15 protein-coding genes are annotated in these 12962 nt (G+C 68.3%); 9 read left to right on the top strand and 6 right to left on the bottom strand.

The features are described from left to right. Positions 1-161: 161 nt before the first annotated feature. Together ACH34S_RS24430 and ACH34S_RS24425 are read right to left on the bottom strand one after the other, a co-directional pair. Complete coding sequence (locus ACH34S_RS24430; RefSeq protein WP_395955108.1) at positions 162-563, bottom strand: hypothetical protein; 402 nt, start codon at positions 561-563, stop codon at positions 162-164. A gap of 4 nt (positions 564-567) precedes the next feature. Then, the gene (locus ACH34S_RS24425) at positions 568-1407 is read right to left on the bottom strand and encodes a TauD/TfdA family dioxygenase (RefSeq protein WP_395955107.1); all 840 of its coding nucleotides are present in this window, start codon (positions 1405-1407) and stop codon (positions 568-570) included. Positions 1408-1642: 235 nt separating this feature from the next. Here ACH34S_RS24425 and ACH34S_RS24420 point away from each other — a divergent pair, with 235 nt between their 5' ends. Continuing rightward, the gene (locus tag ACH34S_RS24420; protein WP_395955106.1) at positions 1643-2035 is read left to right on the top strand and encodes an NUDIX domain-containing protein; all 393 of its coding nucleotides are present in this window, start codon (positions 1643-1645) and stop codon (positions 2033-2035) included. A 10-nt stretch (positions 2036-2045) separates the two neighbouring features. Further along, positions 2046-3221 carry a helix-turn-helix transcriptional regulator gene (locus ACH34S_RS24415; RefSeq protein WP_395955105.1) on the top strand — a complete coding sequence of 392 codons (1176 nt, stop codon included), beginning with the start codon at positions 2046-2048 and terminating at the stop codon, positions 3219-3221. A 158-nt stretch (positions 3222-3379) separates the two neighbouring features. Here ACH34S_RS24415 and ACH34S_RS24410 read toward each other — a convergent pair whose 3' ends face one another. Continuing rightward, a complete protein-coding gene (locus ACH34S_RS24410) occupies positions 3380-4276 on the bottom strand; it encodes a phosphotransferase family protein (RefSeq protein ID WP_395955104.1) in 897 nt (298 codons plus the stop codon). A gap of 20 nt (positions 4277-4296) precedes the next feature. After that, on the bottom strand, positions 4297-5508 hold the full coding sequence (locus ACH34S_RS24405; RefSeq protein WP_395955103.1) for a hypothetical protein: 1212 nt from the start codon (positions 5506-5508) through the stop codon (positions 4297-4299). A gap of 337 nt (positions 5509-5845) precedes the next feature. Here ACH34S_RS24405 and ACH34S_RS24400 point away from each other — a divergent pair, with 337 nt between their 5' ends. From ACH34S_RS24400 to ACH34S_RS24370, 7 genes are all read left to right on the top strand, one after another. Continuing rightward, entirely contained in the window at positions 5846-6199 is a 354-nt protein-coding gene (locus tag ACH34S_RS24400; RefSeq protein ID WP_395955102.1) for a hypothetical protein, read from the top strand. A gap of 2 nt (positions 6200-6201) precedes the next feature. Continuing rightward, the gene (locus ACH34S_RS24395) at positions 6202-6459 is read left to right on the top strand and encodes a hypothetical protein (RefSeq protein WP_395955101.1); all 258 of its coding nucleotides are present in this window, start codon (positions 6202-6204) and stop codon (positions 6457-6459) included. A gap of 118 nt (positions 6460-6577) precedes the next feature. Then, positions 6578-7408, top strand: coding sequence for an SAM-dependent methyltransferase (locus tag ACH34S_RS24390; protein ID WP_395955100.1), 831 nt, complete (start codon positions 6578-6580; stop codon positions 7406-7408). A 105-nt stretch (positions 7409-7513) separates the two neighbouring features. Further along, positions 7514-8944: a S8 family serine peptidase gene (locus tag ACH34S_RS24385; protein ID WP_395955099.1), complete on the top strand. Its 1431-nt coding sequence runs from the start codon at positions 7514-7516 to the stop codon at positions 8942-8944. Between the two features lie 178 nt (positions 8945-9122). Next, positions 9123-10082, top strand: coding sequence for a hypothetical protein (locus ACH34S_RS24380; RefSeq protein ID WP_395955098.1), 960 nt, complete (start codon positions 9123-9125; stop codon positions 10080-10082). Between the two features lie 413 nt (positions 10083-10495). Continuing rightward, positions 10496-11383 (top strand): hypothetical protein, encoded by an 888-nt coding sequence (locus ACH34S_RS24375; protein WP_395955097.1) that lies wholly within the window; start codon positions 10496-10498, stop codon positions 11381-11383. Next, on the top strand, positions 11380-11790 hold the full coding sequence (locus tag ACH34S_RS24370) for a hypothetical protein (protein WP_395955096.1): 411 nt from the start codon (positions 11380-11382) through the stop codon (positions 11788-11790). The genes ACH34S_RS24375 and ACH34S_RS24370 overlap by 4 nt, the downstream gene beginning before the upstream one ends. 90 nt (positions 11791-11880) lie before the next feature. Here ACH34S_RS24370 and ACH34S_RS24365 read toward each other — a convergent pair whose 3' ends face one another. Both ACH34S_RS24365 and ACH34S_RS24360 read right to left on the bottom strand, forming a co-directional pair. Beyond that, positions 11881-12339: a pilus assembly protein TadG-related protein gene (locus ACH34S_RS24365; RefSeq protein WP_395955095.1), complete on the bottom strand. Its 459-nt coding sequence runs from the start codon at positions 12337-12339 to the stop codon at positions 11881-11883. Then, entirely contained in the window at positions 12336-12803 is a 468-nt protein-coding gene (locus tag ACH34S_RS24360; protein WP_395955094.1) for a TadE/TadG family type IV pilus assembly protein, read from the bottom strand. Before ACH34S_RS24360 ends, ACH34S_RS24365 begins: the two co-directional genes overlap by 4 nt. Between the last annotated feature and the right edge of the window lie 159 nt (positions 12804-12962).

Below are 12962 nucleotides of genomic sequence, written 5' to 3'. Positions count from 1 at the left end.
GGCCGTGACGCTCGCCGCGTCACCGCCCAGCGGCGAGAGCGGCCCAGAGCCTGATCAGATGGTTCGTGCCGACCGTGCGAAGGCTTCGGCGCGAGACATCGGGCGCCTGAGCAGCGCTGGTGAGGACTGGCCGGTCGGGGCCGGATCAGTGTCGTGGACGATCATGTGCTCACCTCCAGGTCGGCTTTGACGACCCGCGCTGCCTCGGTCGCCTGGCCGGGGTTGAGCGCGTTGGTTGCGTCACCGATCGCCCTTCCGGCGGGCAACAGGTGCTGGAACTCCCAGGAGCGTCCGTGCCCGCCGGGAACGCACCCGACCTCCCGGACTCGGGACATCATGTGCGGTTTCCAGCAACGCAGCACCATGGGTGAACTGCCTGAGCGGGAATCGCTGTCGACAAGCCGGCTCTTCACGCCAAGGTCGTCCAGGTCTGCCGACAGCGCCAGGAGCCGGGTCCGCGCCTGGCGTAGGTGATCCCACCCGGGAGGCGGAGCGGTCGCGTCCGCTTGAGGAGTGTCGAGGGTGCGCGGGGTCGTGGTGCCGCGTGGGGTGTCGAAAGCCATGCGATCAGGCCGTTTCGGTGTCTGGGGCGGCGGAAGAGCGTTGGGCAGGACGGAATCCGAGGGGAAGCGGGAACTTCGGATCGCCCAGAGCGCGCCAGCACAGACGATCACCGGTGAACGCGGTGCGGGCATGCAGCCAGCGGCTGTTGTCCAGCAGGTAAGCCTGGCCCGCCCGAAGGTGGAGCGAGATCTGACGGCCGATCGCCGCAGCGTGCAGATGCTTCAGGTAGGGCTGAACCATCGGGCTGAAGCGGGCCAGGCCGTCCAATCGCAGGCGTATCGAGACGCGCCCGTCGGGGTGGCGGGTGAACACCTGGGTGGTGTGCCCGCCACCGGCACCGTCGCCGGCGCCGAAGAACGCGGTACGTGGCTCAGCCAGAACGTCGGCGGCCTCGCGCTGGCGCTCCACGAGGTCGGCGTACATCTGGCGGCCATCGGTCAGCCGGCAATCACCGCCGGTTTGGGCTTCTCTCGCGCACGCCAGGAGCATGAGCCGGGGCGGCACAACCATCCCGGATCGCTCGGTGTGCGGGGCGAGCTCGCCAGTACCGAGCCCGGCGAAGCCAGGCCGCGAGGTCGGTGGCCGTGCGCTGATCGTCGTCAGCTGATCGGGGTCACTGTCACGGTGCGCGGTGACCTCCATGACGCGTTCAGCCAGGGAGAGCACATCCGAACGACACGTCAGCCCATCAAGGACGATCAAGCCCGTCTCGCGCAGCCGCCGAGCGATGACCTGCGGCGTGCCGAAACTGACGGAATGAGGAGTGAGTACGTCCTCATCGAGGTCGTCGTCCGGTTCGTCCGCCTGGTCGTTGGCCAGGTCCTCGCCGAGGGCTGGGTGCATCGCGTGCCTCCTTTGCTGGATGGCCCGCTCTCACTGTTGGTCCAACGAGGTCGCCCGGTAAAGCGACAGATTGTCGACCCCGGCGCACCCGCCATGCCATGGCTGGCGCCGTCCCCGAGTGCTACGGTCCGGAAAACCCGGCCGACAGCCGCTCGCGCACCAACCTGCGCGAGGCGACCCGACTGGACTCCGACCAACGAGGACCGTCATGGCATACACGCCCCCGACCTGGCCCGTGTCCGTCAAAGGCGTTGCCCTCGACGCCCGTGACCGGGTGGCGCTGCTAAAGAACGAGCGCGATGAGTGGGAACTGCCCGGCGGTCGTCTGGAGCCCTCCGATCCCAGCCCCGAGGCAGCGGTCGAACGCGAGATCGCCGAAGAGACCGGCTGGGACGTCAAAGCCGGGCCGCTTCTGGACGTATGGATCTACCAGCCGCTCCCCGACACCATGCCCGAGCGCCGCGTCGTCATCGTCACCTACGGCTGCACGGTCCTGACACCGGACCGCCAGCCGATCGTGAGCACCGAGCATTCACGGCTGGGCCTGTTCACCGCCGACCAGGTGACGGAACTGCCGATGCCCGATGGGTACAAGCAATCCATCGCCGCTTGGCGCGAACGGAGGTGACCAGCCAGCCATGGCAGGCCACGACCAGGGCCTCCTCACACAGCGCCGTTCGTCGACCCACGCCATGTGGCGCTGGGCAACCCCACAGGCCCAGCGCATCGTAGCCACCGGCGACCTAGGCAAGATCCTCCGGTTCCACCGTGCCATCCACGGCATCAACCAGGCGACCCTGGGCGAGGACCTCGGCTACGACAAGACCTACATTTCGCTCCTCGAACTCGGCAAGCGCACGCTGGACGACGTGAACTCGCGGCGCAGGGTCGCTGACCATCTCCATCTGCCGCCGCACATCCTGGGCGTCACCGACCCCGCCGACACCGACCATCGGTCGATGCTCCAGTTCGGTGAATCCACCGTCCGGCTCGCCGAGATCGCCCGCCAGTCCGGCCACGCCACCGAGGCCGTCGCCGAGCTCTGGCCGCTGGTCGCCCGCCTTGAGGCCCGCGTCGAGGACGGCCGCGCCGAGCGGGAGGTCATGCACCTGCTGGCCCGTGCACGCGCTGGTCTGGGAGTCGCTCTCGGTAACGTCTTGCCTGAGGAGCGCTTAAGCACCGCGGCGCACTGGACCGCCAAGAGCCTGAACATCGCCCTGCAATTCGAAGACCCGCACTTCTCCTGCGATGTGCTGCGAATGCACGGCAACGAACTGCGCAAGGCACGCCTGCGCGGGGCCGCCGTTGCGCGCCTCCAGCACGCTCTGGCGCTGGCGCCAGGGCTCGACTCCCACGCAGCGACCCTTCCCCTGCTCGCTCGCGCGGCGGGCGCGCTCGGAGATGGAGCGCTGTTCGACACCGTCATTCGGCAAGCTGAGGCCCTGCTCGACCAGGCCGACCACACCTCGCTGTTCAACCCCTACGCCCTGCATGAGATCCGGCTCCGCGGGCTGGTCGCCACGGATCGAGCCGCTACCGCCATCAGACTCGCCGACGACCCACCAGCGGCGACCACCACCGTCGCCCCCCAGTGGCACGTCATCCAGTTCGTCACCATCGCCGGCGTCCGGCTCCGCGCAGGCGATCGGACCGGCTCTCGCGAATCCCTGGAGGCGGCCATCCGCGAAGCGAGCGCCCAGCGGCTCCCACACCAACTCCAGCGCATCTTGCGAACCGCGTCGGGACATCTGCCAGACATTCACGCCGATGCTGAACAGGCCCTCGACCGCCTCCGCCAGGAGATGGCCGCGTAACCACGTCGGAACTCACCGGCGGAACGCAGTGGCGCAAACAGATCCAGGTCAGGGGACTCGCGTGAACCGGTTCTCGTGACGGAGTCGACCAAATAGACCCGGCCCGTCGCACCAAGCCGATCGAGGGGTTCTTCAACCCCACTTAGCCCAACCGTCAGCTAGCGAGTCGGCGAGTGCCATTGGACGGATTTATCCCCTAGGCGCAGCGAGGCGACACGGTGCGCGACCTCGCGGCGTATCAGCCCGTCGGTCGACGCTTTTCGAATGTATGGGCTCAGTCCGGTGATCTCGCGAATCTGAATGAGGGTTTCTGCACCTGGCCAGTCGCTGACATCCCAGCCATAGGCAGCGGTGAACCGGCCCAGATCCTCTTGCGTATGACGGGCGAATCGGCGGGCCATGTAGTGCACTTGGATGAGGTCCCACTCGCGAGGGCCTTGGGCAACGTGGTCCCAATCACCGAGCACACCTCGGCCCGTCGTGAGCCGGATGATGTTGTTGGTGTGAGCGTCACCGTGGATCAGGCCGGTCGGCAAGGCCGGGCTCAGATCAGCCCAACTACTCCGCAGCCGCCTCACGTGGTCGTTCAACCAGGTGTGATCTTCTTCGGTCATGGCGTCTGGGTGCTGGCGGATGGCGGTCGCCACTGATTCGAAGGGGTCGGAAAGTTTTCGTAGCTGGACCGGTGGCCTGGGCTGGTGGTGCAGTTCGCGGAGCAACTCTCCGAGTTCGGCACCGGTTGCCGGGGGTTCATCGGCTGTGTCCAACAGTCGCCAGACCGAGACCACTCGTGCGACGACGAGGAACGGGTCCACGTCGGCAGGGATCACGCAAGGGTAGCCCTGGCGGGCCAGCCAACGCGTGATGGCTACGGAGGAGACGACGCTATTGAAAGCATCGGGATTGCTCGCGACGCGCACCAGCAGCTGAGCGGCAGGAAGTGCGATCGCGCTGTTGCTGTGCCGATGCACCAATCGAGCATCGTCAACAGGAACCTGGCAGCGGGCACCCACCTCGGCAAGAGCAGCCTCGACTTCGGGCGGCATTGCGGGCATGGGTAAGACGCTCCCCGCTGTCAGAGACCGCAACCTTGCAACACCGGCTCTGCCGCCTCCCGCAGTTCGACGACGGGCCGGTTGTCCTCGTAAGGGGCGAGCGCGTCGAGAACCTCGCCGAGCCGGATGCACACCCGGCGCGATGAAATCTGGGATGCCAGGTCAATGAGCTCATGGGCTGTCTCGCATGCGGCCTCGACCTGCAGGGTCTGCGCATGACCGATGGCCAGGACGCCGAGAGTGAACGCACGTGGCCGCGCGGCAGTGCGTGCGGTGAGGGCCTGCTCGGCCGCGTGGACGGCCTGATGGCCCATGCCGAGGTTGGCGTAGCAGCGGGCCTCCTCGTGGCGAAGATGCCCGTACTCATAGGCGCCCATCCACTCCGGCTCGGGGGCATCGCCGGCATGCTCGTAGGCCGTCCACACGGTACCGAGGACGCGTTGGGTCCGAGCCCTATCACCCGTCAGTGACCAGGCCAGCGCGTGCTTGGTGGTCAAGAATGCGCGGCTGAGGGGTGGCGCCGCTCGTGCGACGCCAGCGGCCCCCTCGGTGTAGGCGAGGGCCTGTCGGACGTAGTTCGCCCGTCGTTCTGGTCGGGGGGTGAGCGCGGCCTGGTGCATCTCGTGCTCACCGCGGCGAGACAGCACCCAGGCGGTCAGCGTGATGTCTGCGCTTTCTGCGGCCATGCTCGATGCTCTGCCTAGCAGGCCAAGTGCCTGGTCCAACTGGTCGGTATCCAGGTACATCGCGGCCACTCGCAAGGTGAACTCCGTCGCCACGCCGAACATCTGCCGTTTGAGGGGTTCGGGTGCTCGTCCGCGCAGCATCGGCTCGACCACGTCGGTGAGATAGTTGTCGGCCTGCTGGCGGATGCGCCTTCCACCGAAGCGGCGGTCAGCGGCCATCAGGGCGTTCAGCATCATGCGGATCGCCTCGACGTCGCCCTGTGTGGGGGCCGGGATCGGCTGCTGCTGGGGGCTGTCCTCGAACAGTTCTTCCTGGCTCATGCTCAGCGCTCGTGCATAGAGGATTCGGTAACGCTCGGTGATCCGCCGGACCTGCCCGTCCTCCCAGCGCTCGACGTACCGGGTGAGGCTGCGCTCGGACGGCATTTTGTGCGGATAGTCAGAGCATTCCCGCAATTCGTGTGCCATACGCGGAATGTCCCACCCGCGGGCCCGGCGTTCGTGCCGCAGACGTGCGCGGATCTCAGGGGTCGTCTCATACGCCATGAGCATGCACCTTCGCAGCCGACCGGGTCACGACACGACATCACAGATGTCGGAAGTTGTCGAACATAGTCGGCTAGAGGCGCGGGACGCGAAAGCGATCTGCTGAAAGCAGCCAATTCACGACCCGTCGAACGAGGTACCGGTGTTCGTCCAGCAGTGCATCCAGGAGCGTGGACCCTCCCACGACAAGGACACCCGCACGGGGAACGAGCTTGGCCGCAGCGGTGGGAGACCGCACAACCCCGCCGGATCCCCGCCGCCGAATGCATCCCGTACCCATCTACCCGAACCGATCGGATCACCCGCGCCTTGCGCACGGGAGGACAGGACGCCAACCATGACCAGCCAGGCCGCACACCAGACCCCACCGCCCACACAGCCCGCCCACCCGGAGCCGGGCACTCCCGAGCGCACCGAGAACGACTTCCTTGACCAGCTCGCGTCCGCGCTGGACGACCTGGACATCCGGACCCGCCTGACCAAGCTCGACATCCACACCTCGCTGGCCGTGATCAGCCCGACCGACTCGGTCCTGAACGAGAAGGTCACCTGCCGCGTGGACGACGGCTGCCCCACCTTCGCCTACTCCTGGGGCGACGACATCGAGGGCGACACCATCGCCGAGGTCGCGCAGGCCATCGCGCACGTGGTCACCACCGAGAACGACGGGCACGGCGTCGCCACGGGATAACCATGAGCGCTAACACCAGGCGCACCGACACCGCCCCACCCTGGCCCGGACCTGCCGACCTCCCTGACTACGACGAGCTGGAGCTAGTCGCGTTCATTGAGATCGTCCGGCTCCGAGAGAGGTTCAGCCGGCCGTCCGGTGGCCATTGGTGCATCCTTTACGACCCGTTCCGGCGGCGCTGGTTCGGAGTCCGCGGCAAGACCGGCTGGGTATGCGCGGACACTCCGACCGAGCTGGAGAAGCTCATCGACCGCGCCTAGCCGCGTCCCGCCTAGCCGAGACGTGCGACTCCGGTCCTGGTGTCACCGTGGCGTCCGTGCACGGCGCTCAATTTCCGCGCGCAAGCTCAAGACATACCCGCGACGAGGGAGAACGGCCGTGTCCTCAAGCGCCGGTGACCGGCACGATCAGCCCGTCACCGAATGCCAGGCGAACACGATCAATTTCGAGGTGCCGCACTTCGCGCGCATCTGGAATTACTGGCTGGACGGCAAGGACCACTACGACGTCGACCGTGAGGCCGGCGAGCAGGTCGCCGAGGTCCTGCCCGAGATCGTTCCGGCGGCCCGGCACGACCGTGCATTCCTCAGTCGCGCCATCTGGTACCTGGCCGACGATGTGGGAGTCCGCCAGTTCCTCGACATCGGCATCGGCCTGCCAACGCACGACAACACCCACGAGATCGCGCAGCGCATCGCACCGAACGCCCGCATCGTCTACGTCGACAAAGACCCTCTCGTCCTCGCACACGCCAGGGCGCTGCTCAAGAGCACCCCTGAAGGGCTCTGCGACTACGTCGACTCCGACGCCCGCGACGTCGACACCATCCTGCGCGAGGCCGCGCGGACGCTCGACTTCGGCGAGCCGGTCGGGTTGATGCTGCTGGACATCCTGAACCACCTCGAAGAGGACACCGAAGCGCACGCGACCGTGACGCGGCTGGTCGCCGCCCTGGCTCCGGGCAGCCACGTGGCCATCGCCCATCCCACAGCCGAACTGCACGGCGAACGCCTGCATCGGGCCATGCAGCTCGTGGTGAACATGGGCGGCACCTCCGTCCGTACCCGCACCCCACAGCAGATCACCGACTTCTTTGACGGCCTGCAACTGCTGGAACCCGGCGTCGTGTCGTGCTCCCAGTGGCGTCCCGAACCGTGGCCCCCGGAGCCTGCCGTACTCCAGTTCTGCGGCGTCGCCCGCAAAACGTAGTGCGCCCGTCCCGATGACTCCGGCGCACCTCAAGTGCCCCGGTTGACCGGATCCCTCCAACCCAGAAAGATCATCGTGTCCATAATCTCAACCCCCAAACGGCGCTTGAGCTTGGCCACCGCCGCCGTCCTGACCACCGGCGTGATCGCTGCACCCCTCATCCAGTCGGTCGCCGACCCGGACGCCACCCCCACGAACGCCTACCCGGTCGCCGCCTGGCAGCAGCTCGCCGTCGGTGGTCTCCGGCTGACGCTGGATGTCGCCCCCGACCCGGCCTCCTCCCGCACTCGCTCCTCCGCTGGCGCCGCCGGGACGCCGGTCGAGCCGGTGCCGCCCTCGCAGTGCCAGCAGGTCTACGGCTCCCCCGGCTGCTACGGGCCGTCGCAGATCAACGTGGCGTACGGTATCGACCGGCTGCACCGCCGCGGCCTGGTCGGCGCGGGCCGCACCGTCGTCATCCCGATCTGCGCGCACAACCCCCACATTCGCCGCGACGTGGCCGTCTACTCCCGGCACTGGGGCCTCCCACCGGCCGAGGTGGAGGTGCTGCAATACGGCGAGGTGCCGACCGCCGACCCCGACAACCCGGAACAGGCGCTGTGCGCCGCCGAAGCCACCGTGGACGTGCAGGCCGTGCACGCCACCGCGCCCGGCGCGAAGATCATCGTGGTGGAGACACCCCGCATCCCCTCCGGCGGCACCAAAGGGCTGCGCGAGCTGATCGACGCGATCGGGTGGGTGATCCGGCATCGCAAGGTCGACGCCGTCACCATGTCGTGGGGCGCCTACGAAGCGCACTTCCCCGAGCAGGCCGGACGCACTGGCGATTACCGGCTGCTCACCGGCCTGCGCGGTCCTCTCCGGGCGGCGTACCGGCGCGGGACGACGCTGATCGCCGCGTCCGGCAACACCGGCCCCACCGGACCCAACCTGGCCGGGACGGCCTTCTATCCGCATCCCACCGTGGCCTGGCCCGCGTCCGACCCGCTGGTCGTCGGGGTCGGCGGCACCCGTGTCCATCTCGATGACCACGGCCGCCGCACCCAACCGGACGAGGTGTGGGGTGACGAGAGCGGGCACGCCACCGGGGCCGGCCTGTCGGCGGTCTTCCCCCGCCCGGCCTTCCAGCGCCGCGTCGCCGGTGTCGTCGGTGACCGCCGCGGCGTCGTCGACTTCGCGCTGAACGCCTCGGGGCAGGCCCGCGAGTGGTACTACAGCGGCGGCTACAACCCGCTGCCCGGTCAAAAGCCTGGGTGGCTGCGGGTCGCCGGGACCTCGATCGCCGCTCCCAAGCTCGCGGGGATCGTCGCGCTCGCCGCACAGCAGGCCGGGCGGCCGCTCGGCGACATCCACCGGGCGCTGTACGCCGCGCCCGGCTCACCCCGGCACGGACTGTACGACCTGACCACCGGCAGCAACACCGCCAACGGCGTGCCCGGCTTCTCGGCCAGGCAGGGCTATGACCTGCCATCCGGGGTCGGAACCGTCGCTGACGCAGGTGGTCTGGTCACCACCCTCGCCCGCGCCGCTCGCTGATCATCCCCGAACCCGCTGATCCTCGCCCGGCTGCGGACACCTGAACCGTGTCGAGTCCGTCGGCCCCCGTCACACGGTCAGGACCTGTGGTCTGCGGCCGGGCGAGCTCCACGCGTCACGCCACCGGGCCGCCGTCGTGCCCGCGTCGGTCCGTTCCCTGAATTGCGAGGTACAGCGCATGACTGAGGTTCGGCTCAGTTACTTCAACTTCGAACACGGCGGACGGCCTGGCGGCAACTACACCGGGGACGCCGAAGGACCCTGCGACTACACCGGCCTGGTCCGCGTCATGCGCGACGACTGGCCCGACATCCTGGTACTCGGCGAGGGCGTCCGCTACGAACTCCTCGGCCGCAAGGGCGCGTGGGGTGCCGCGGCGGCGATGCGCGACGCGCGCGGCCCCTCCTACATCCCGCACTGCTGCTCGCTGCCCCGCGACGGCATGTTCGCCCCGGTCATCTTCACCAACCCCGACACGATCGTCGTGCGCCAGTTCTACGACCACCGGCTGCCCGACTTCGACGCGCGCAACCGCAACCTGCTCGAATTCACCCTCCCCGACCGCGACGAGCCACTCATGCGGGTCATCGCCTGGCACGGAGACATCCACTCCCCGACCATGCGGCTGGAAGACGCCCGCACCTTCGACCGGTTCGCCGACCCGGCGATCCCATGCGCGATCCTGGCCGACTGGAACGCGGTCCCATCCGGGCCGCATTTCGAGCCAGCCGACCTGAACACCCCCGGCGTACACGGCCCGCGCCAGCTCGCCTGGCGGGTCCTGTTCCAGCACGGCCTCGCCCAAGCCGGACCGCACCGCTACGACAGCCGCGCCCTGGACTACCTGATCGGCTACTGGCACGCACCACGTGACCGGCGGCGCGCCTGGCTGCGCCGTCTTCCCGGGCGGCGCGTCGGCGGCGTCGGGTTCCACCACGCCGCCGAACTGGCGGGCGACTTCACCCCCACCCAGATCGAGCGCCCCAACGGCCGCCAGCCGATCGCGCTGGACGCCATCCTCCTCAACGACCCCATGGCCAAAGCCATGGTCCCCGACTCCTACCGCGTCCACCCCTTCCCCGACCCGGACCGGCCCGACTCCGACCACCACCGCGTCAGCCTCACCGTCGACCTCTGATCCCCGCCATGCCATCGAACCCGCACAGCGGCCCCCACGACGGCGCCGACCCGGAGGATCACCCATACCGATGGCGTTCCTACGCACGCGGCGGCTCCATCACCCACGTGGCTCTCGACTGCGGCCACACGCTGACAAACAGCCGCAACGTCGTCGACCTCGTGCTGGCAAGCGGTCGGTCAGTACCGCCGCCACCTGGGCACTCGACACCGTCGCTCCGGCACTGGTGTCCAACACCGGGCCCGGCCAGGACCTGCGCGGCGACCCTTCCGCCGGCATGGTCGGCCTGTTCGGCGACCGCGTTTACCCCAGCCAGGTGATGGGCCTCAACCACTGCGCCGTCTGGGCCGAGTCACCATCGGCGGATAGCGCCGCCCCGACCCACCCAACTCCAAACCAGAGACCCATTCCACATGATCAAGTCCCCCCTCGACGTTGACCCGTTCGCCTCCACCGACCCCACCGCGCGGATTCGCCACCTGTACCGCCTGCGCCGCGCGACACACCATTTCATCGTCCGCTATGGCGAAGCACACTGGGCCGGCGAGCAGGAATTCTCCGGATGGCTCACCGCCCCGCCGACCATCACCGCCCTCCCCGCCAGTCGGCGCCCCAAGGCGCTGGCGACCGACGAAGCGGCGCGCATCTCCGACGCTCACCTGTACGGCCTGGATGAGGCGGCCACCACCACCGCCGTCACCCTCGGCGCCCGCATGGTCGAGTTCACCTCCAGCGGTGCCGGCTCGGACGTTCACCGAGCGTGGAGCCCGGTCGCCGCACCGCCCGCCACGTCCGGCCTCCTGCGGTGGGCCAGCGGCATCGGCTACGACAATCTCGGCGTCCCGTTGATCGCCGCCCACTGGGGCCCCACGCTGGAAGGCACGTGGCTGACGTTTTGGGCCGATAACTGCGTCGTCGCCCGCAACGAAATGACCCAGCAAGGCTGGACACGCAGCGAAGCCCGGCTTGTCCTGCAGGAATTCGGTCCGCTGGCCACCACCGGAATGGCCACGGTCCTCATCCCCTGCCCGGATGCCGAACCGCCCACCCAACCGCCCGCCGTTCCGTGCGCGGAGTCCCCGCCCGCACTGATCGACCCACTGCTCGCGCTGACTGCGACGGTCGTGGCCTCGTGGGCGCTGCTGACCACGCCCGGTGTGGCGCGACTGATCACGCGCGACCCCAAGGACGAGGCCATCCGCGACCGCCGGGCCGGACTCACGCCCCGCCCCGCGACCCTGGCCACCGAGCCTATTGACCCACAGATCAGCCAGCAGCCGGGAAAGGGAGGCTCGGCGTGATCCCTAAGCAGTCTCCGCCAGAGCAGGTGCCGTCGCAGGAGCAGGCTCCGCCGGAACAGACGAGCGGCATGCTGAGGGTTCTGGACGACCTAGCTGGCCAGGCCCAGCACGCGATGAAACGCTTGCGCGGCAGCGTGGACGACGCGCCATTGCCGGAGATCGTGAGCGCGCTGGAGTTGCTGGCGCGCAACGTTGAGTTGCTCCATCAGATGGTGTCGGCGGTGAACCAGCGCGCGGCGCATATCCGGGAGCGGGAGGTCACCGAACGGCGTAGTGGGACCATACTGGAAACAATGGACTCGGCGTTGGTGACTATCTCCCACGGGCAGGAGACCGCGAAGTTGGTGCACTATCTGCTGTCGATGGGGCGCCGCGAGCTAGTCCGCGTGGACGAAGGCGAGGTGTGACCTCACACGTGCACAGAACTCAGCAACCCTCAAAGCCCATCCTTGAAGATGCCGACCCTTTGGGTTCGGGCCATCAACGCCTTCATGAATCTAGAACCCACGGTCCTCCCGTTCGACGCCTTGGAGGAGGTCGGCGGTGGCGGTCTTGGTCACGTGGAGTTCGTTGATGCCTATGGCCGAAAGTAGGAGGGTGGGTTCGCTGATGGTGACGGTGACCCGAATCTGCTGACCGCTGATGATGCTGACCGATCCGATGTTGCCGCTGCTCGTCAGGTACGCACGAGCGGCGCCCACTGCGGTTGTTCGGTCGACGACGAATCGGCCGCCCTGGGTGTAGGCGCGGTCGCGGTCGATTCGTCCCACGCCGGCACGGGCAGCCTCCTCGGCCACGGCGGAGGCTTCGCGGGCGGCACGGAGTTTGATGCCGCCGTCGACGACGAGTCCCGCAGCGGCCAGCAGGGCAAGGAAGAACACGATGACGAGCAGGCTGATCGTCCCGTCGTCATGGGTTCGGAGTTCCCGCGCGGGGGTCAGGATGCTCCGCCTCATGGTTGCCGTCCACGATATGGGTCGACCGGACTGGTGAAACGCGACCTCACGGTGGTCGAAGGGACCCCTGCCAGAGAAACGTCGGCGAGTTGGACGGTGCACGTCACGTGAGCGGTGACGGTGGCTGCGGCTCCGACGGGGCGGGCGAACCCGGCGGTGTCCACGCTGACGTGCGCGGGACAGTTCAGCCCTTCGCGGGTTAGCGCTGCTCGGGCGCTGCTGGTCGCGCTCGTCTGCGCGGTGGCCGGGTCGCGGGCGATGCTGGCTTGGCGGGCGGCGTCTCGTGCGGCGGCCTCCACTGCTTGGTGGGCTTGGGCGACGCGTCCCGCGGCGATGACGAACAGCAGCATGATGATCAACGCGGGGGCGAAGATGACGAGTTCCAGCGTCACCGATCCGCGATCACCGGGGTCGCTCGGCGTGAGGTTTGTGTGGCGCGGGCAGGCGGCATGATGTTCGCGCATTACCCGCCTCCGCCGACGCCGTTGTCGGACGGTACCGGGAGTCCCGTGGGTTCATGATCACCCTGGGTTTGGTTCTTGAGTTGCTGACGAGGCCAGTGGGGTTGCTGCGTCCGTCGTGAAAAGATTGACGTTTCGTCGGGATTCCTGAAGGATCTACGG

Source organism: Actinomadura sp. 3N508 (assembly GCF_044326375.1).
GTDB lineage: Bacteria > Actinomycetota > Actinomycetes > Streptosporangiales > Streptosporangiaceae > Spirillospora.
Note: the sequence above shows the minus strand (reverse complement) of the source record. Positions and strands in the feature narration are given on the sequence as shown.